Here is an 18,527-nt window from a genome sequence, read left to right as displayed (position 1 = left end):
CCCGATCACTCGGCGTTCAGCGCAGCCTGCATCGCCCGCGCGCTCGGATAGCGGCGCGCAGGATCCTTCGCGCAGGCGCGGCTGAAGATCCAGTCGAGCCTGTCCGCGAGTTCAGGCGGCGTGCCGGCCGGCAAGCGCGAGCTCGGCGGCGGGGGCGTCCGGTCGCGCTGGGCCAGCAGCAGCTCGTGCAGCGGGGCGCTCGTCAGCTCCTCGAACGGGAGCACGCCGGTGGCCAGCTCGTAGAGGCTGACGCCGACGGCGTAGATGTCGGTGCGCGGATCGATGACGCCGCCGTGCATGGTCTGCTCGGGGGCGATGTAGTTGGGGTCGCCACAGAGCGGCTCGGTCGGCCCGGGCCGCGGGCCGTCGAGGTCGTAGGCGATGCCGAGGTCGAGCAGCTTGGTCGTAAGGAAGCGCGTGTTCGGATCGCGGGTCACGAACATGTTGGCCGGCTTCACATCGCAGTGAACCACCCGGCAGTCGTGCAGGTACTGCAGGCCCATCAGCACCTGCGTCAGGCCCCGCACCAGGGCCGGCCACGGCAGGGCCCGGCCGCGCGCGCGGGTGGCGTCGAGCAGCCGCAGCATGTCGGTGCCCGGCAGGTACTCCATCGCCATCCACTCGGTCTGGCCGCGCTCGTCGACGCCCATGTCGTAGACCCGCACGAGGCAGGGGTGCAGGAGGCGCGCGCCGAGGATGGCCTCGCGGCGGAAGCGTCGCTGCTCGCGCGGCGGGATGTCGGCGTGCATGACCTTGAGCGCCACGTTGCGCTCGAGCAGGCGGTCGTAGGCCTGGTAGATCTTGCCCATCCCGCCGGCGCCGATCAGGCGCATCACGGTGTAGCGCTCGAGGTGCTCGAGCGGGCTCTCGATCTCGACCGGCAGCTCGATGACCTCGCCCCCCGGCAAGTGGTCGCCGAGATCGGAGAGGGTCGGGCGCTGCGCGGTTGCGAGTTCCACGGTGTGGGAGCGTAGACCGGTCGCGGAGGCCGACCAAAAAACCGACGAAAGCGCGCCGCGGGCCGGGTGCGGTCCTTGGCCGCAGGGCGCCCCGCATGGTCCTGCGGGCAGGGTCCGCTGCGATCGCTGCGGGCTCGGGCGGAACCGCCCGGTGCGCAGCGCAGGTGGCAGGCGAGCGTCGTTCGGCCGCGCATGAGGCCGGTGGCGCGGGCCGGACGCGGCGGCGAACGCGGCTCGGCGGCGGACAGCGGCCGAACTGCGGCGCGTACACCCCAGCGTGCTTGACACCTCACGCCCTCAGTCGTGATCCTGGGCCCGCTTGGTCGGGGGCAGCAGCACGAGATTCTTGTCGGAGGCCCAAAGTCGTGTGGGCCGGTGGCTGCGAAACAAGTGGCACCTGGACAACCTGATCGCCATCGGCGGGATGGCGTCGGTGTACGCGGCCACGCATCGCAACGGCAACCGCGCCGCGCTCAAGGTGCTGCACACGCTCTTCCTCCGCAACGAGCAGGCGCGCCGCCGCTTCCTGCGCGAAGGTTACGCGGCCAACAGCGTCGGCCACCGCAACGCGGTCCACGTCCTCGACGACGACATCACCGAAGAGGGCGACGTGTACCTGGTGATGGAGCTGCTCGACGGCGAGTCGCTCGAGGCGCGCCTGGAGCGATTGGGCCAGCTGCCCCCGGTCGCCGTGCTCGAGATGACGGACGCGCTGCTCGAGGTGCTCGCGGCCGCCCACTCGAAGGGCATCCTCCACCGCGACATCAAGCCGGCCAACATCTTCCTGTGCCGCGACGGCAGCGTGAAGCTGCTGGACTTCGGCCTCGCTCGCGTGCGCGAGCTGTCGGCCGAGGCGCTCGACCAGAGCGACGGCATCGTGTTCGGCACGGTCTCGTACATCGCGCCCGAGCAGGCCCGCGCCGACAACGACAACCTCGACGCGCGCAGCGACCTGTGGTCGATCGCGGCGACGATGTTCCGGGCGATGTCGGGCGAGACGGTCTTCCCGGCCACGGGCCCCGTGATCGAGCGCCTGCTCGCGGTGGCCCGCACGCCGGCGCGCTCGCTGGGGACGCTGCGGCCGGACCTGCCGCGCCCGCTGATCGAGCTGGTCGACCGGGCGCTGGCGTTCGAGCCGATGGCGCGCTGGCCGAGCGCCAACGTGATGCGCGTGGTGGTCCAGGATGTCCTCAACCAGCTGTGCGAGGAGGACGACTGGGAGGAGCCGCAGCGTCCGCCGCAGCGCCCGGCGGCGCCGGCGGCGGTGCCCACCGGCGGCGTCGGGCCGCGGCCGAAGACCGACCCGATGGCCGGCTCGATCCGCCCGCGCAGCCTGCCGGCCGCGCCGGCGCCGCAGAAGCCGCCGCCGCGGGTCAGCGGGCCGTTCGCCAACCTGTCCGATGGGCCAGCCGCGGAGGACTTCGAGATCAACGTCGACGAGACGCTGCGGACGCAGGCGCTCGCGGCCGGCAGCGGCGCCGGGGCGAGCGTCGGCGAGGCGCCCAAGGCGCGCTCGCGCACGCTTTTGACCCGCGAGGGGCGGGCCGAGCTGCGCCGGATCCTGGAGGAGCGGCGCGCTTCGCTCGGGATCCCGGCGCGCCTCGACGGGCGCCCGGACTCGAAGCCGGTCAAGGCCGCCGGGCCGAGTTCGCAGTCGGTGGAGATCGCCGTCGACGCCGACGAGCCCGCCGCGAGCGCGCCGGCGCCCGAGGCCGAGCTCGACGAGGCGGCCCAGGCCGAGCAGGACGCGACCGCGGCGGAGACGATCGCCGCGGCGGCGGCCGAGGAAGAGCCGCTGAGCGAGAGCGGGGCGTACGAGGGCCGCTACGGCGAGGGCGAGTACGGCGAGGGCGAGGCGGGCGCGAGCGACGGCGAGGGCGAGCAGGGCTACGCGGACGCCGGCGACGAGGAGGTCGCCGAGGTCGACGCCGACGAGGTCGACGAGCTCGAGGACGGCGAGCCCGATCCCAACGAAGACACGGTCCAGATGATGATGCCGGCCGAGCTGCCGGTGCCGGAGAGCGTGCGCGCGGCCCAGGCGCAAGGGACAGGCGCGCCGGGACAGGTCGCGGGGGACATGTCGCAAGGGGCAGGCGCTTCGGGACCTGTCGCTTCGAGCATGCGCCCGGGGACAGGCGTGTCGGGGCCGGTGCCGGCCGCCGGCAAGTCGCAGACGGTCGTCGGGCCCGCGCCGACGCGGCCGGCCTCGCTCGCGGCGGCGCCGCCGGCCGGGCCGCCGGTGTTCGGCGGCCGGCCGACGCCCGTGCTGGGGCAGCCTGCGGTGGCGCCGCCGCCGGGGCTGGTGAGCCGGCCGACGCCGATCCTGGGGCAGCCCGCGGTGGCGCCTCCGCCCGGCCTGACGGGGCTGGGCAGCAAGCCCGGGGCGCCGGCGCAAGCGCAGCCGGGGGTGGGGACAGGTGCCTCGGGACCTGTGCCTGCGGCCAGGCCGGCGCAAGGGCAGGGGGCCGCGCCCCCGCCGAGCGGGGGGCTGCCGAGCCGGCCGACGCCCGTGTTCGGGCAGCCTGCGGCGACGCCGGGGGTAGGTTTGTCGGGACCTGTCCCGACGAGCAGGCCGGCGACGCCGGCGCTCGGGCAGCCTGCGGCGACGCCGGGGGTAGGTTTGTCGGGACCTGTCCCGACGAGCAGGCCGGCGACGCCGGCGCACGGGCAGCCGGCGGTGTCTCCGGGGACAGGTGCTTCGGGACCTGTCCCGACGAGCAGGCCGGCGACGCCGGCGCACGGGCAGCCGGCGGTGTCCCCGGGGACAGGTGCTTCGGGACCTGTCCCGACGAGCAGGCCGGCGACGCCGGCGCACGGGCAGCCGGCGGTGTCCCCGGGGGCAGGTGCTTCGGGACCTGTCCCGACGAGCAGTCCGGCGACGCCGGCGCACGGGCAGCCGGCGGTGACTCCAGGGGCAGGTGCTTTGGGGCCTGTCCCGACGAGCAGGCCGGCGACGCCGGCGCTCGGGCAGCCGGCGGTGACTCCCGCGGCTGCGTCGGGCCCCGCGGCGGGGCGGACGTTCGCGCCGCCGGGCGGGGCGCTGCCGACGCGACCGGCCACGACCTCGGAGACGAGCGTGGGCAAGGCGCCCGAGGCTCCGCGGTGGTCGTCGCCCTCGCCGGGGCGCGCGCCCGCGGGGGTCGGCGCGACGGTGTCGGCCGCGACGGGTCGCGCGGGCTCCGGGCCCGCGCCGGCCGCGACGAGCGAGCCGAACGCCGCCAGCGGGGCCGGGGCGCCGCCGGCCGCTGCCGCGACGATGTCGGCGGGTCTCGCCAGCGGACCGGCGAAGGCCGCCGCCGCCGTGACGGGCCCCGCGAGCGCGAGCGGGGCCGTGAAGGCGAGCAGCGTCGAGCCGGGGAAGCCGGCTGCCGGGGTCGGGAAGATCGGCGGGGCGAGCGAGCCGGCCAAGGCGGCGAGCAGCCCGGCCGCGCCCGCCTTGAGCGGCCCGGCGAAGGCGGCGGGTGGTGCGACGAGCGCGACGCAGAGTCGACCGGCGAGTGGTCCGGCGAAGGCGGCGAGCGCCGCGACGCCCGGAACTGGCGCGCCGGCGAAGCCCTCGGTCTCGCCGAGCCTGAGCGGGCCGGCCACGGCCGCGAGCGCGACGAGCGGTCGCCCGGCCAGCGGCCCGGCGAAGGCGGCGAGCGCCGTGACGCCCGGAACGAGCGCGCCGGCGAAGTCCGCGACCACGCCGGGCCCGAGCGCGCCGGCCGCGGCCGCGAGCGCGACGAGCGGCGCCAAGACCTCGGGCGACACCGGCGCAGCGGCGAGGAGCGGGAGCACGACGGGGCCCGCGGGGACGGTCAGGACGGGCGCGGCCGAGGGGCTGGCGACCGGGCCGGCGAAGGCTGCAAGCGCGACGCCGGCCGCGACGTCGCCGGGTCTGGCTGGCGGATCGGACAGGACTGTCGGGACAGCTGCGGCGACGCCCTCCGGCGCCGCGACGAGCGGCGTAGCGAAGGCCGCGACGGACGCGGCCAAGTCGGCGGGCGGGGCCTCCGCGGCTGCGACCCCGGCGAAGCCGGCGAGCAGCCCGGGCGCGGCGAGCGGGGCCAAGCCGGCGGCGGCGGAGACCGCGAAGCCGGCGGAGACGGCCGCGAAGCCCGCCGCCGCGGCCAACCCGGGCGAGCCGGCGCGTCCGGGCGCGACGACGGCTGGCGCCACGAGCATGTCCCCGGGGTCAGGTGCGAAGGCGGCCCAGCCGGCGGGGCCGGGAGCGGCTGGCACTTCGGCCATGTCCCCTGGAGCAGGTTCGAAGCCGGCCGGCGAGCAGCCGGCCGCCGCGGAGCCGGCACCGACGCCCGCGGCGCAGGAGCCCCCGGCGCCCGCGGCCGCAGAGCCGACGCCCGCGCCGAAGCCGTTCCAACCGCTCGGCGGGGTCGGCCTCGGCAGCTCGCGGTCGCAGGGCAAGTCGGGCCTGTTCGACATCCCGGGGCCGGGCGGCGGCCTGGGCGGCCTGCTGCCCCGCGCGCCCCTCGGCCCGAAGAGCGCCGAACCCGACGAGGCCGCAAAGCCCGGCGCCAAGCCCGATCCGCGCGACAAGAAGGCGTGAGCTGTCCAACTGGTCGCCTCGTGAGCGGGGCGACCGGGGGCGGCCTGGGTGACCCGACGCATCCGGGCGAAGCTGGCGAGCGGGCGCCGCCGGCCGCTCGCTTGCGACCTGTCCGCATGGACATGTCGGCGCCGGCGCTCGCCAGGGAGGGACATGCCCGGGCGTCACGCGGGGCCGCGCTTGCGACCTGTCCCAACAGACAGATTGGCGCCGGGGCCTCGCGCAGGGAGTGACATGTCCGGAAGGACATGTCCGCTTCCGGTCGCCGGAGCAGACCCTCGCCTGGTCATCCGGACAGCGCGCGCGAGCAACCTGTCCGAATGGACATGTGGCCGCAGGCGCTCGCGGAGGAGCCTCTGGCACGCTCCGAAGGACTCGTCCCGGGCTCCAGACTCGGCGCAGGCCCCTGGATCGGCGCGGTTACGGCGCGGGCCGGCACGAGCACTGCGGAGCCCCGCACCGCGATCGAGCGGCGGCGCCTCGGTCGTCGCGGGTCGCGGCGCGTGACGCAGTCGGCGGCAGCGAGCTGTCCCTCGGGCCAGGCCGCGGGGAGCCCCCGTGTTTTAAAAGAAACAAGCCCGCCGGTGGGGCGGGCTTGGGTGCCGAAGGGCGGAATCGAACCGCCGACCTAGGGGTTATGAATCCCTCGCTCTAACCATCTGAGCTACCCCGGCATCGAGGGCGCACGTGGGTACCCGATCTGTGCGGTCATCGTCAACCGTAAACCTCGAGCCCCCCGCGCCGCTGCCGAAATTTCCCCGAACTGTCGCGGATGCGCCAGCGCAGTGAGTCAGCGCAAAGGTCGCGTCGCGGGCGCGGCCGGCTCCAGGGCTTCAGATCTTGCGTCCCCGCGTGCTAAGCCGACCTGGCGAACCATCGGGCGCCGCGACGACGAACCTGCCGCCGCGCGCCCCGCCAGGTTCACAGGCTGCGCAAAAGGAGTTTCGTGATGGCCCGGGAAGTCGTGATCGCCAGCGCTGCTCGCACCCCCATCGGCGCGTTTCAGGGGGCGCTCGCGCCGCTCGCCGCCCACCAGCTCGGCAGCGTCGCCGTCCGCGCGGCGCTCCAGCGGGCCGGCGTCGACGGCAAGGACGTCGAGGACGTGATCCTCGGTTGCGTGCTGCCGGCCGGCCAGGGCCAGGCGCCCGCCCGCCAGGCCAGCCGCGGCGCCGGGGTGCCCGACCACGTCGGCTGCCTCACCATCAACAAGGTCTGCGGCTCCGGCCTCAAGGCCGTCATGCTCGCGGCCCAGGCGATCCGCGCCGGCGACGCCGAGATCGTGGTCGCCGGCGGCATCGAGAGCATGTCCAACGTGCCGTACCTGTTGCCGCAGGCGCGCGCCGGCTACCGCATGGGCAACGGCACGCTCGTCGACGGCATGATCCACGACGGCCTGTGGGACCCGTACAAGAACTTCCACATGGGCATGGCCGGCGAGCTGTGCGCCCGCGAGTGCGGGATCCCGCGCGAGCGCCAGGACGGCTACGCCGCCGAGAGCTTCCGCCGGGCCCAGGCGGCCGTGAAGGCCGGCCTGTTCCGCGAGGAGATCGCGCCGGTCGAGGTGCCCGGCAAGAAGGGCTCCGTCACCGTCAGCGAGGACGAGCAGCCGTTCAAGGGCGACATCGAGAAGCTGCCCGGCCTGCGCCCCGCGTTCGACAAGAGCGGCACGATCACGGCCGGCAACGCCTCGACGATCAACGACGGCGCGGCCGCCCTGGTCGTCATGTCGCGCGCCGAGGCCGACAAGCGCGGCATCACCCCGCTCGCCACCATCGTCGGCGACGCCGGCTTCGCCCAGGCGCCCGAGTGGTTCACCACGGCCCCCGCCGGCGCCATCGAGCGGCTGCTCGCCCGCACCGGCAAGACCGTCGGCGACGTTGACCTGTGGGAGATCAACGAGGCCTTCGCGGTGGTCGCCCTCGCCAACGGCGACAAGCTCGGCATCCCGCACGACCGCCTCAACGTCCGCGGCGGCGCCATCGCCCTCGGCCACCCGATCGGCTGCTCCGGCGCCCGCGTGCTCGTCACCCTGGTCCACGCCCTCAAGCAGGAGGGCAAGCGCCGCGGCGTCGCGTCGCTGTGCCTCGGCGGCGGCGAGGCGGTGGCGCTGATGGTGGAGCGCGCCTGAACTTTCGTACTTGAACCAAGGCACACCGGAGATCGGACATGACCCAAGGGACTAGCGCAGACGAGATCCTCGCGAGCGTCCGCACGATCGGCGTGCTGGGCGCGGGGCAGATGGGGGCCGGGATCGCCCAGGTGGCGGCCCAGGCCGGCTACCGGGTGCTCCTGGCCGACGTCGACCAGGCCCGCGCCGACGCCGGCAAGGCCGGGATCGCCAAGCAGCTCGGGCGCCTGGTCGAGAAGGGCAAGCTGGCCGAGGCCGAGCGGGCGGCGATCGTCGAGCGGATCACCGCGGTGGTCGGCGCGGCCGGCCTCGGCCCGGCCGAGTTCGCGGTCGAGGCGGCGACCGAGAACATCGAGCTCAAGAAGAAGCTGTTCCGCGAGCTCGACGCGGCGCTCGGCGACGGCGCGGTGCTGGCGACCAATACCAGCTCGATCAGCATCACCCTGCTGGCGGCGCAGACGAAGCGGCCCGACCGCGTGGTCGGCATGCACTTCATGAACCCGGTCCCGCTGATGAAGCTGGTCGAGATCATCCGCGGCCTGCAGACCGCCGACGCCGTCTACGGCGCGACGGTGGCGCTGGCGCAGAAGCTCGGCAAGACGACGATCACCAGCAAGGACTGCCCGGGCTTCCTCGTCAACCGCGTGCTGATCCCGCTGATCAACGAGGCCTGCTTCGCCCTGCAGGAAGGCCTCGGCACGCCGGAGGACATCGACACCGGCGCCAAGCTCGGCCTCAACCACCCGATGGGCCCGCTCGAGCTGGCCGACCTGATCGGCCTCGACACCTGCCTGGCGATCGCCGACGTGCTCCACCGCGAGCTCGGCGACGACAAGTACCGCGCGGCCAACATCCTGCGCATGCACGTGGCGGCGGGCTGGCACGGGCGCAAGACCGGGCGCGGCTTCTACGACTACGCGAACAAGGGGAAGTAGGCCGATGCTCGGCACCGACACGCTGCTCGTCAGCGACGACGCCCGCGTCCGCGTCGTCACCATCAGCCGGCCCAAGGCGCTCAACGCCCTCAACCCCGAGGTCATCGCCGGGCTTTCGCAGGTGCTCGACGACACCGCCGCGGCCGCCCGCGCGGGCGACGTGCGGGCGCTGGTGCTGACCGGCGCCGGCGAGAAGTCGTTCGTCGCCGGGGCGGACATCGCGGCGATGGCCGACATGTCCGTCGGGACAGCCCGCGAGTTCGCCCGCGCCGGCCACGGCGTCGGCGAGGCGCTGGCGGGCCTGCCGATCCCGACGATCGCGGCCGTCCACGGCTTCGCGCTCGGCGGCGGCTGCGAGCTGGCGCTCGCCTGCGACTTCATCTACGCGGCCGAGAACGCCAAGTTCGGCCAGCCCGAGGTCAAGCTCGGCGTGATCCCGGGCTTCGGCGGGACCCAGCGGCTGGCGCGGCGCGTCGGCCTGGCCCGCGCGCTCGAGCTGTGCCTCACCGGCGACACCATCGACGCCGCCGAGGCGGCCCGGATCGGCCTCGTCAACCGCGTGCTGCCGGCCGCCGAGCTGCTGCCTGCCGCGCTCGCCACCGCCAGGAAGATCGCCGAGATGGGCCCCGTGGCGGTCGCCGAGGCCAAGCGGGTGCTGCACGCCGGCGCCGGCCTGCCGCTCGCGCAGGCCAACGCGCTCGAGATCGAGGCGTTCGCCGGCCTGTTCGACACCGCCGACCAGAAGGAGGGCATGGCGGCCTTCCTCGGCAAGCGCAAGCCCGAGTTCAGGGGCCAGTGAGAAGCAAGCGGAGACCGCGATGGACCTGTCGTTGACCGAAGACCAAGAAGCGCTGCAGAAGATGGTCCGCGAGTTCGCGGCCCGCGAGGTGAAGCCGCTGGCCGCCGAGCTCGACCGCGAGGCCCGGTTCCCCAAGGAGCTGGTGCGGCGCATGGCCGAGCTCGGGCTGCTCGGCATCGAGGTCCCCGAGGCCTACGGCGGCTCCGGCCTCGACCCGATCTCGTACGTGATCGCGATGGAGGAGGTCTCGGCCGCCTGCGCGTCGACCGGCGTGATCATGAGCGTCAACAACTCGCTCGTGTGCGACCCGCTGCTCAAGTTCGCGACCGAGGCGCAGAAGCAGCGGTGGCTCGTGCCGCTGGCGCGCGGCGACAAGCTCGGCTGCTTCATGCTGTCCGAGCCGAACGCCGGCAGCGACGCCGCGGCGCAGAAGACCACCGCGGTGCGCGACGGCGACGGCTGGGTGATAAGCGGCGTGAAGAACTGGATCACCAACGGCCCGCAGGCCGACACCGGGATCCTGTTCACCATGACCGATCCGGAGCGCGGCAACGGGGGCATCACCGCGTTCGTGGTCGACATGCACGGCGAGGGCGTGTCGCGCGGGCCGAAGGACGACAAGCTCGGGATCCGGGCCAGCCACTCGTGCCAGATCTTCTTCACCGACCACCGCGTGTCCGACGACCAGATCCTCGGCCAGGTCGGCGGCGGCTTCAAGGTGGCGATGGCCACCCTCGACTGCGGGCGGATCGGCATCGCCGCCCAGGCCCTCGGGATCGCCCGCGCCGCCTTCGAGGCCGCGGCCGAGTACGCGCTCGACCGCAAGACCTTCGGCCGCCGGATCATCGACCACCAGGCGATCGCGTTCATGCTCGCGGACATGCAGGTCGGCATCGACGCCGCCCGCCTGCTGACCTATCGGGCGGCGAGCCTCAAGGCGCGGGGGCAGCGGCACTCGGTCGAGAGCTCGATGGCCAAGCTGTTCGCCTCCGAGACCGCCAACAAGGTCGCCAAGGACGCCATTCAGGTGTTCGGCGGCAACGGCTACGTGACCGAGTACCCGGTCGAGCGCCACTTCCGCGACGCCAAGATCACCGAGATTTACGAGGGGACGAGCGAGATCCAGCGCGTCGTCATCTCCGCCGGCCTGCTCCGCCGCAAGTGACCGCCGGCCGCGGGGGCGGTATCATGCCCCGGATGCCCAGGCTGGCCGGGCGCAGCGCCGGCGCCAGCCTCCACGAGGAACCATCATGCGAACCACGACCGTGATCCTGCTCGCCGCCGCCCTCGCCGGCCCGGGGTGCGCCAAGCGCCACCTCAACAAGATGGACAACAACGAGGACGCCATGTACGCGGAGTACACCAAGACGGAGTACGACAAGGACATGGTGAAGTCCGAGGAGGGCCTCGACGAGTACGACCGCAGCGCGCAGGCGTCGGTCTCGCCGAAGACCCTGGCGTCGATCCAGGACACCATGGAGAGCGTGTACGAGCGCGACTTCGGCCGCTGCCTGCAGAAGGACATGGAGGCCTACGAGAACCGCTGGATCGCCGGCACCTTCTCGGTCGAGGTCACCATCGCCACCAGCGGCAAGGTCACCAAGGTCGACATCCCGGCGATCGACATCAAGGAGCGCCGGCCGCCCAAGGGCGTGCCGAAGGACAAGTTCCAGCCGCGCGAGGCCAAGCTGTTCGCCTCCTGCGTCGAGGAATCGGCCTTCAAGTGGGAGTTCGACCCGGCGCCCGAGGTCGAGTACGTCTACACGTACACCGGCAAGGTCGGCGAGGCCTACTGATCGCGTCTGCCTGAAGGGGCAGGCCCGCCGGGACATGTACGATCAGCAATGTCCTCCAGGCCATGCCCCTGGGGACATGTTCTTTCCGACACCATGTACGACTTCACCCCGACCGAGAACCAGGAGCTCATCGTCAGCACCGCGCGGCAGTTCGCGGCGCGCACGCTGGCGCCGCGGGCGGCCGAGCTCGACGTCGCCGGCGGGTTCCCGCGCGAGAGCCTGGCCGAGGCGGCGGAGCTGGGCCTCTTGGGCATCAACGTGCCGGAGCGGCTGGGCGGGGTCGAGGCCGGGGCGGTGGCCTACGCGCTGGCGGTGATCGAGCTGGCCAAGGCGTGCGCCGGCACGACGGTGGCGATGACCGTCAGCAACATGGTCGCCGAGGTCGTCACCAAGTTCGGCACCCCGGAGCAGCAGCAGGAGCACGTGCCGCGGCTGTGCTCCGGCGAGTACGTGGTCGGCGGCTTCGCCCTGTCGGAGGCGGGCGCCGGCAGCGACCCGGCCGGCATGCGCACGCGGGCGACGCCGAACGGCCGCGGCGGGTGGGTCCTCTCCGGGCAGAAGCTGTGGATCACGAGCGGCACCGACGCCGGGCTGTTCGTGGTGTGGGCCCGCACCAGCGACGCCCCGGGCTCGCAGGGCATCTCGGCGTTCCTGGTCCGCGGCGACGCGCCGGGCCTCGTGCGCGGCAAGCCGGAGCACAAGACCGGGCAGCACGCGAGCACCACCACGCCGCTCGAGTTCAACGACATCGAGCTCGGCCCCGAGGCGCTGCTCGGCGAGGAGGGCAAGGGCTTCCGCGTGGCGATGATGGCGCTCGACGGCGGGCGGATCGGCATCGCCGGCCTGGCGCTCGGCTGCGGTCTGGCCGCCACCGAGTTCGCCCGCGGCTACGCGCTCGAGCGCCAGCAGTTCGGCCACGCGATCGCCGACTACCAGGCGATCCAGTGGATGCTCGCCGACAGCGCCACCGAGCTCGAGGCGGCCCGGCTGCTCACCCTGCGGGCCGCCTGGCTCAAAGAGCAGGGCAAGCCGTTCACGCAGGAGGCGTCGATGGCCAAGCTGGCGGCCAGCGAGCGCGGCTGGGCCGCGTGCGACCGGGCCGTCCAGGTGCTCGGCGGGTTCGGCTACACCCGCGAGTTCCCGGTCGAGCGCTACCTCCGCGACGTCCGGGTGACCCGCATCTTCGAGGGCACCAGCGAGATCCAGCGCATCGTCATCAGCCGTGAGATCGCTCGCCGCTTCGCTCGCGCCACCGGCTAGCGCTGCTAGGCTGAGGACGCAGCCCGAAGGCCGCCGCAACCCGCCGCCGTGAGCGGCCGCCGCAACCCCCCCGCACACGACCATGGCTCAAGTCCCGCCCCAGATGCCCTTCGACCTCAGCAAGCTCCCGCCCGACGCGATGAGCCTGATGAAGAAGGAGATGCAGCGGCGCTTCTCGCTGTTCCTCGTCGGCGCGGTGGTCACCATCGTCGGCCTGTTCCTGAACGGCCCGCCGCCGTACCTGCCGACGCTGGTGATGGTCGGCGGCGGCGCGGTGGCGATCCTCGGCCTGTTCGGCCTGGCCCGCGGGTCCGGCTGCTTCGCCATCGTGCTGTTCTTCTTCTGGCTCGGCGCGGTCGCCTGCGGCGTGTCCCGCGGGTCCGACCCGACGGTCTACATCCTCGGCCTCGGGGCCCTCGGCTTCGCGCTGCTGGCCCAGTTCGCGCCCAAGCCGAAAGCGACCGGACCGCTCGCGAACCTGCAGGCGGCGATGCAGGCGATGCAGCAGGCGCAGCAGGCGGCGCAGCAGCAGGGCCGCGGCGGCCCGGGCGGGCCGGCCGGCGGGAGCCCGGGCTTCGGCAGCTTCCCGTTCGCGCAGGTGAGCGACGGCAAGCAGCGACCGGCGCGCGACCGCGTCATCGACGTCAACGCCGAAGAGACCAAGAAGAAGAAGTGATGAAGACGGGAGCCACCGAGGCCACGGAGGCCGCGGCCGGCGAGCGCGTCGAGGTCCGCGGGATCGCCCACGGCGGCGAGGGCGTCGGCCGGGCCGTCGGCGACGGCGCCGACACGCGCACCTGGCTGGTCGAAGGGGCATTGCCCGGAGAACAGGTCCTCGCGGTCAGGTCGGAGGAGCGCCGGCGGATGATCCGCGGGCGGACCTTGCAGGTGCTGACCGCCAGCGCCGACCGCGTCGCCCCGCCGTGCCCGGTCGAGGGCGTGTGCGGCGGCTGCGGCCTGCAGCACGCGCGGGCGGGCGCGCAGGCCGAGCTGAAGCGTCAGATCGCCGAGGGTGCGCTGCGCCGGCTCGGGATCGCCGTGCCGGACGCGCTGGCCAGCCCGCGCGCGCTCGGCTACCGCCGGCGGGCCCGCCTGCACGTCGAGCGGGTCGGCGACGCGCTGCGGCTCGGGCTGCACCGCCGGCAGTCGCACGAGGTGCTGGCGCTGACGCACTGCCCGGTGTTCGACGCCCCGCTGAACCACGCGCTGGCGCGGCTGTCCGCGCTGGCGGCCGGGGGCGGGGGGTTCTCGCAGGTGCTGCGGCAGCTGCGGCGCGGCGAGGTCCACCTGCTGTCCGACGGGGCCGCGGTGGTGGTCGGGATCCCCGGGCTCGCGCCGCGCGAGGGCGACGCCGACGAGGCCGGCCTGCGCGCGGCGCTCGGCGAGGTGCTCGACAACGTGGTCGTCGGCGTGGTCGCGCGCGGCGGCCGGCGCGAGCTGGTGATCGGGCGCGGGCGCCTGGCCCTGGCCGATGCTGGCCCGGAGGACATGGCCATTGCGACAGGTCCCTTCGAGTTCGCGCAGGCCCAGGCGGCCCAGAACCGGGCCCTGGTCGAGCGCGTGGTCGCGCTGGCCGACGCGCGCGGCGGCCAGGTGCTCGAGCTGTTCGCCGGCGGCGGCAACTTCACCCGCGCGCTGGCCCGCGAGGCCGCCGAGGTGGTCGCGGTCGAGGAGGACCGCGGCTCGGCGGCGGCGCTGCTGCGCCTGGCCAAGAAGACCGCGGCGAGCCGGCAGGCCCGCATCGAGGTGCGCCGGTTCGACGCCACGCGGGCGCTGACCCGCTACGCCGCCGAGGGCCGCAGCTTCGACCGGGTGGTGCTCGACCCGCCGCGCGCCGGCCTCGGCCTGCACGGGGCGCGGGCGCTGGCGCGGGTGGCCAGCGGGCGCACGGTGTTCGTCGCCTGCGACCCGGCCACGCTGGCCCGCGACCTCGAGCCGATGCTCGAGGCGGGCCACCGCGCCGCCTCGGCGCTGGCGATCGACATGATGCCGATGACCCCGGAGGTCGAGGTGATCGTCGCGCTGGACGCCCCGCGGGAGCGGTCATGAGCCGGATGTCCGCAGGGACAGGTCACGCTGTCCGAAAGGGCAGGTCGGCGTGAGCGACGAGGTCCGCGCGCTCGAGCGGGCGATCGCCGCCGGCAAGCTCGACCCGGTGTACGTGCTCTACGGCGACGAGCCGGCGGCGATCCGGGCCGTCATCACGGCGCTGCGCAAGGTCGTGGTCCCGCCCGACGACCCCACCGCGCAGGCGATGGCGGCCTTCAACCACGAGCGCTTCGACGGCGTCGACCTCAGCGGGGCCGGGCCGGTGCTGTCGGCCTGCGCGCAGATCCCGATGATGAGCAAGTGGCGGCTGGTCGAGCTCGCCAACCCCGACGACCTCGGCAAGGGGCCCGAGGCCGAGAGCACCAATGCGGCGGCCATGGACGCGCTCGCGGCCTACATCAAGGCGCCGAGCCCGACGACCGTGCTGGTGATCAGCGGCGGCGGCATCGACGGCCGCTCGAAGCTCGTCACCGCCTGCAAGGCGGGCGGCTGGGCCCACAAGTTCGAGGCCTACAAGCGCGACGACGACGCCGTCGGGTTCGTCGTCGGCGAGGCGCAGGCGCAGGGCCGCAAGATCTCCCGCGACGCCGCCGCGGCGCTGGTCGCCAGCGTCGGCACCGGGCGCAGCGAGCTGCTCGGCGCGCTCGACCAGGCGCTGCTGCACGCCGGCGACGGTCCGGTCGGGCTCGCCGACGTCGAGGCGATCGTCGCCCACACCCGCGAGGCCAAGATCTTCGACCTCACCGACGCCGTCGGCCGCGGCGAGGCCGACACCGCCCTCGCCGTGCTCGCGCGCATGTTCGCCGCCGGCGAGAAGGACGCCGGCGTGTCGATGCAGGTGCTGGCGATGCTGACCCGCCAGATCCGCCTGATCTTCACCGCCAAGGTCAACCCGGGCCGCGTCGCCGAGGCGACCAAGTTGCCGCCGTTCCTCGTGCGCGGGCTCGAGGCGCAGGCGCGTGGGTTCAGCGAGTCGCGCCTGCGCTCGGCCTACGCCGCGCTGGTCCGCCTCGATCAGGACCTCAAGGGCGGCTCGCACGTCGCCTACGCGTCGCCGTACCTGGCGCTGCAGCGGTGGATCCTCGACACCTGCCGCGCGCTGCCGGGCGTCGACGCGCGCACCTGACTTGCGGGCGGACGTCACGCTGCGGTCCAGGGTGCTCGCGGATCTGCGCTCGGGGAAGCGGAGCGCCGCGGTCGAGCCCGCTGCGACGAGCTGTCCCGAGGGGCAGGAAGCTCGTCACCCGCGAGCCCTGCGGCCGACGTGCTACGGTCGCGCGCCAGGAGAGCTCGTGATGCGCGCATTTTCGTTCCTCGCCGCGATCGCGGCGGTGTCCTCGATCGGCTGCACCTCGAAGCCCGCCGCCCAGCCCGAGCAGAAGGCGGCGGCGCCGGCCACCGCGCCGGCGACCGACGTGTCCGTCAAGACAGGTGCGGGCGGGGTCGAGGTCAAGGCCGGGCCGGTCGGCGTCGAGGTCAAGCCCGGCGAGGTCAAGGTCAGCGGCACCGAGGTCGGCGACGTCCAGGTGTCGGCCGCGGGGGTGAAGGCGGGGGAGGTCGAGGTCGGCGCCGACGGGAAGATCAAGCTGCCCGGCGGCGGGGTGATCGTCGCCCCGAGCAACCTCGGCGACGACGCCGAGCCCGCGGCGGCCGGCGGCAAGGACTGCGACGACGGCGGCTGCCGCCAGACCTGCAGCAGCGGCGCCTGCGAGTACACCTGCGGCGGCGGCGGCTGCACGCAGGCCTGCGAGGAGGGCGCGACCTGCAAGTTCACCTGCAGCGGCGGCAGCTGCACGCAGACCTGCAAGGCCGGCTCCGACTGCGACCTGACCTGCTCGGGTGGCACGTGCGCGCGCGGCTGCGAGGGCGACGCGAAGTGCAAGAAGAGCTGCTCGGGCGGCAGCTGCAGCGGCTGACGGCAGGCGCCCGTCGCGGGGGCGTCAACGACGGGTCGTCACGGCCTGTCCTTCAGGGCAGGCCCCTTCGAGCATGCGCGAGCGGGCAGGTCCCGAAGGACCTGCCCGAGAGGCCAGCCGGCTCAGATGCCCTTGGTGATCAGCCAGGAGTCGCCCTCGCGGATCAGCTCGAACTTGGCGTAGTCCTGCTTGGGGACGACGCGCGGGGGGAAGCGCGGCATGCCGTCGTCGCCGAGGATCGGCTTGAGGCGGAAGGTCGCGTCGATCCACACGTTCACGGTGGCGCGGTCGCGGCGCATGTAGACGTCGAGGTACTCGATCGTGAAGCGGACCGACTCGAGCTGGGCGATCCGGCGGCGGAGGATCGGGCCGAGCTCCTCGTAGACGATGTCGTCGCTGGGGTCGTCGGTGCCCGACTCGTCGTAGTAGGTCGGGTGCGCGGTGGCGAGGATGCCGGCCGGGTCCTGGCGGACGAAGCTGGTCCGGAAGCGCTCGATGACCTGCAGGATCTCGCGGTTGTCGGGGGTGTCCGGGATCTCGGTCCCGGGGATGATCGCGGTGTTCTTGCAGCCGGCGACGGAGGGCGCGGCGAGCACCGCAGCGAGTGCGAGGGCGAGGGAACGTCCGGGCATGGGTCGAGCGAGGTCGCATTGTGCAAGCACGCGGCCACGGGCGCCAGTTCGTAAACTCGCTTCTTTGAACAAGGACTTAGCGCACGCGTCGGGGGCGCGGCCGGGGGGCCTCCAGTGCCAATTTGGCAAAGGGCGCCGGACCGGCGTGCCAGCGCGTCGCGTGGCGGTGACGGGCCGCCTTCGCGGCGTGTCGGCGTGTCCCGGCGCGCCGCGAGGTGGCTCGCGCGAGCGCGCGGCTATCATCGCAGGGTGACCGATGCCCGCTTCCACCCCCGCCTGCGGATCCACGCCCACGCCGACATCATCGGCTCCGAGGTCGTGCTGGCCCGCCCCCTCGACGACCTCAGCCTCGGCGGCTGCAAGTTCGTCGGCCCGGCGTGGGAGGAGGCGGGGCAGCAGGTCGCGCTGGTGCTGAGCTTCCCGGCCCTCTCGGCCAGCCTGCCGCTCACCGGCATGGTCGTGCGCGGCGGCGACGAGGACATGGCGATCCGCTTCGTCCACATCACCGACGAGCAGAAGGGCGCGCTGCGCAAGCACATCCTCGACAGCCAGGAGGCCGCCGGCGCCTGAGCCGGCCCCTGTCCGCGAGGACATGTCATAAACCAGCCTCACGACGAGGTCTTGCACGTCACGGACGACGGCGAGCCGGCCGCCCGCGAGCCCGCGCGCGGGCCCGGGCTGACCCCTGAGCAGCGGGCGCGGGTGGAGGCGTTCGCGCCGCGGGTGCCCGGCATCGCGCGCAGCCTGCGGCGGGTCGTCGGGATCGCGCCCGACGAGTGCGAGAGCGCCGGCTACGAGGCGCTGGCGCGCGCGGCCCTGCGCTACGACCCGGCCTCGGGCGTGCCGTTCGCGGCGTTCGCGTTCTACCGGGTCCGCGGGGCGATGATCGACGCCGCCCGCAACGCCTTCCCCGACCACAAGCGGGCGCGGCGGATCCTCAACACGCTCGAGGTGACGCAGGAGCTGGCGGAGATCCGCCTGCGCCCCGGCGACGACCCGCGGCGGATCGGCGAGCGCTTCGGCGACGCCGCCGAGCTGGTCCGCGAGGTCACCGCCGCCGCGGTGCTGTCGCGCCTGTTCGCCGGCGACGACGACGCGTTCGGCCTCGAGGTCCGGCTGTCGCTGCGCGCGCTGGTCGAGCGCTGCGACGCCGACGAGCAGGCGCTGATCGACGCGGTCTACGTGCGCGGGCTGACCCTCACCGAGGTCGCGGCCGATCTCGCCACCAGCGTCAGCACGATCTCCCGCCGCCACCAGCGGCTGCTGCGGCGCCTCGCCGACCTGCTGGCCGCCGAGGCGCGGCCGCCGGAGGCGGGGCCGTGAGCGGGCGGGACGGGCAAGCGCTGCGGCGCGGGCGAGCCGTCGAAGGCGGTGCTCGGGTTCGGCGTGACGCGCCTGAATGGCAGAGGAGGCGGGTCGTGAGCGGACGGGGCGACGGGGCTGGGCGGCGGCAGGCGCGAGCGGTCGGCGCTCGACGCCGTGCATTGGTGCGGCACGAGGCGCG

15 protein-coding genes and 1 tRNA gene are annotated in these 18,527 nt (G+C 74.2%); 13 read left to right on the top strand and 3 right to left on the bottom strand.

From position 1 onward, the window contains the following. Nucleotides 1-5 precede the first annotated feature (5 nt). The gene (locus NAEX_RS01865; RefSeq protein ID WP_096325807.1) at nt 6-959 is read right to left on the bottom strand and encodes a serine/threonine-protein kinase; all 954 of its coding nucleotides are present in this window, start codon (nt 957-959) and stop codon (nt 6-8) included. 367 nt (nt 960-1,326) lie between these two features. Between NAEX_RS01865 and NAEX_RS01860 the strand changes: the two genes are divergently transcribed. Continuing rightward, the gene (locus NAEX_RS01860) at nt 1,327-5,508 is read left to right on the top strand and encodes a serine/threonine-protein kinase (protein ID WP_096325806.1); all 4,182 of its coding nucleotides are present in this window, start codon (nt 1,327-1,329) and stop codon (nt 5,506-5,508) included. 600 nt (nt 5,509-6,108) lie between these two features. On the opposite strand, the gene NAEX_RS01855 is transcribed toward NAEX_RS01860, so the two are convergent. Further along, nucleotides 6,109-6,182: transfer RNA gene (locus NAEX_RS01855), tRNA-Met, on the bottom strand. Nucleotides 6,183-6,457: 275 nt separating this feature from the next. Between NAEX_RS01855 and NAEX_RS01850 the strand changes: the two genes are divergently transcribed. From NAEX_RS01850 to NAEX_RS01805, 10 genes are all read left to right on the top strand, one after another. Beyond that, a complete protein-coding gene (locus NAEX_RS01850; RefSeq protein ID WP_096325805.1) occupies nt 6,458-7,636 on the top strand; it encodes a thiolase family protein in 1,179 nt (392 codons plus the stop codon). A 38-nt stretch (nt 7,637-7,674) separates the two neighbouring features. Then, entirely contained in the window at nt 7,675-8,571 is an 897-nt protein-coding gene (locus NAEX_RS01845; RefSeq protein ID WP_096325804.1) for a 3-hydroxybutyryl-CoA dehydrogenase, read from the top strand. Nucleotides 8,572-8,575: 4 nt separating this feature from the next. Continuing rightward, the gene (locus NAEX_RS01840; RefSeq protein WP_096325803.1) at nt 8,576-9,370 is read left to right on the top strand and encodes an enoyl-CoA hydratase/isomerase family protein; all 795 of its coding nucleotides are present in this window, start codon (nt 8,576-8,578) and stop codon (nt 9,368-9,370) included. A 19-nt stretch (nt 9,371-9,389) separates the two neighbouring features. Then, the gene (locus tag NAEX_RS01835) at nt 9,390-10,535 is read left to right on the top strand and encodes an acyl-CoA dehydrogenase family protein (RefSeq protein WP_096325802.1); all 1,146 of its coding nucleotides are present in this window, start codon (nt 9,390-9,392) and stop codon (nt 10,533-10,535) included. Between the two features lie 85 nt (nt 10,536-10,620). Continuing rightward, the gene (locus NAEX_RS01830; protein WP_096325801.1) at nt 10,621-11,166 is read left to right on the top strand and encodes a hypothetical protein; all 546 of its coding nucleotides are present in this window, start codon (nt 10,621-10,623) and stop codon (nt 11,164-11,166) included. A gap of 93 nt (nt 11,167-11,259) precedes the next feature. Continuing rightward, nucleotides 11,260-12,426, top strand: coding sequence for an acyl-CoA dehydrogenase family protein (locus NAEX_RS01825; protein ID WP_096325800.1), 1,167 nt, complete (start codon nt 11,260-11,262; stop codon nt 12,424-12,426). Nucleotides 12,427-12,508: 82 nt separating this feature from the next. Continuing rightward, nucleotides 12,509-13,102 (top strand): hypothetical protein, encoded by a 594-nt coding sequence (locus NAEX_RS01820; RefSeq protein WP_143141195.1) that lies wholly within the window; start codon nt 12,509-12,511, stop codon nt 13,100-13,102. Further along, nucleotides 13,102-14,475: a class I SAM-dependent RNA methyltransferase gene (locus NAEX_RS01815; protein WP_096325798.1), complete on the top strand. Its 1,374-nt coding sequence runs from the start codon at nt 13,102-13,104 to the stop codon at nt 14,473-14,475. The genes NAEX_RS01820 and NAEX_RS01815 overlap by 1 nt, the downstream gene beginning before the upstream one ends. Before the next feature lie 49 nt (nt 14,476-14,524). Next, nucleotides 14,525-15,601 carry a DNA polymerase III subunit delta gene (gene holA, locus NAEX_RS01810; protein WP_096325797.1) on the top strand — a complete coding sequence of 359 codons (1,077 nt, stop codon included), beginning with the start codon at nt 14,525-14,527 and terminating at the stop codon, nt 15,599-15,601. Between the two features lie 169 nt (nt 15,602-15,770). Continuing rightward, on the top strand, nt 15,771-16,391 hold the full coding sequence (locus tag NAEX_RS01805) for a hypothetical protein (protein WP_096325796.1): 621 nt from the start codon (nt 15,771-15,773) through the stop codon (nt 16,389-16,391). A gap of 122 nt (nt 16,392-16,513) precedes the next feature. On the opposite strand, the gene NAEX_RS01800 is transcribed toward NAEX_RS01805, so the two are convergent. Next, nucleotides 16,514-17,023: a hypothetical protein gene (locus NAEX_RS01800; RefSeq protein WP_143141194.1), complete on the bottom strand. Its 510-nt coding sequence runs from the start codon at nt 17,021-17,023 to the stop codon at nt 16,514-16,516. Between the two features lie 249 nt (nt 17,024-17,272). Between NAEX_RS01800 and NAEX_RS01795 the strand changes: the two genes are divergently transcribed. Together NAEX_RS01795 and NAEX_RS01790 are read left to right on the top strand one after the other, a co-directional pair. Continuing rightward, entirely contained in the window at nt 17,273-17,593 is a 321-nt protein-coding gene (locus NAEX_RS01795; RefSeq protein WP_170135375.1) for a PilZ domain-containing protein, read from the top strand. Nucleotides 17,594-17,644: 51 nt separating this feature from the next. After that, entirely contained in the window at nt 17,645-18,346 is a 702-nt protein-coding gene (locus tag NAEX_RS01790; protein WP_170135374.1) for a sigma-70 family RNA polymerase sigma factor, read from the top strand. Nucleotides 18,347-18,527 lie beyond the last annotated feature (181 nt).

Source organism: Nannocystis exedens (assembly GCF_002343915.1).
Taxonomy (GTDB): Bacteria; Myxococcota_A; Polyangia; order Nannocystales; family Nannocystaceae; genus Nannocystis; species Nannocystis exedens.
Note: the sequence above shows the minus strand (reverse complement) of the source record. Positions and strands in the feature narration are given on the sequence as shown.

What these genes read in the sequence shown, in the direction of transcription:
- NAEX_RS01850 (WP_096325805.1), top strand. Translation starts at nt 6,458, where the DNA reads ATGGCCCGGGAAGTCGTGATCGCCAGCGCTGCTCGCACCCCCATCGGC.
- NAEX_RS01845 (WP_096325804.1), top strand. Translation starts at nt 7,675, where the DNA reads ATGACCCAAGGGACTAGCGCAGACGAGATCCTCGCGAGCGTCCGCACG.
- NAEX_RS01840 (WP_096325803.1), top strand. Translation starts at nt 8,576, where the DNA reads ATGCTCGGCACCGACACGCTGCTCGTCAGCGACGACGCCCGCGTCCGC.
- NAEX_RS01835 (WP_096325802.1), top strand. Translation starts at nt 9,390, where the DNA reads ATGGACCTGTCGTTGACCGAAGACCAAGAAGCGCTGCAGAAGATGGTC.
- NAEX_RS01830 (WP_096325801.1), top strand. Translation starts at nt 10,621, where the DNA reads ATGCGAACCACGACCGTGATCCTGCTCGCCGCCGCCCTCGCCGGCCCG.
- NAEX_RS01825 (WP_096325800.1), top strand. Translation starts at nt 11,260, where the DNA reads ATGTACGACTTCACCCCGACCGAGAACCAGGAGCTCATCGTCAGCACC.
- NAEX_RS01820 (WP_143141195.1), top strand. Translation starts at nt 12,509, where the DNA reads ATGGCTCAAGTCCCGCCCCAGATGCCCTTCGACCTCAGCAAGCTCCCG.
- NAEX_RS01815 (WP_096325798.1), top strand. Translation starts at nt 13,102, where the DNA reads ATGAAGACGGGAGCCACCGAGGCCACGGAGGCCGCGGCCGGCGAGCGC.
- NAEX_RS01805 (WP_096325796.1), top strand. Translation starts at nt 15,771, where the DNA reads ATGCGCGCATTTTCGTTCCTCGCCGCGATCGCGGCGGTGTCCTCGATC.
- NAEX_RS01800 (WP_143141194.1), bottom strand. Translation starts at nt 17,023, where the DNA reads ATGCCCGGACGTTCCCTCGCCCTCGCACTCGCTGCGGTGCTCGCCGCG.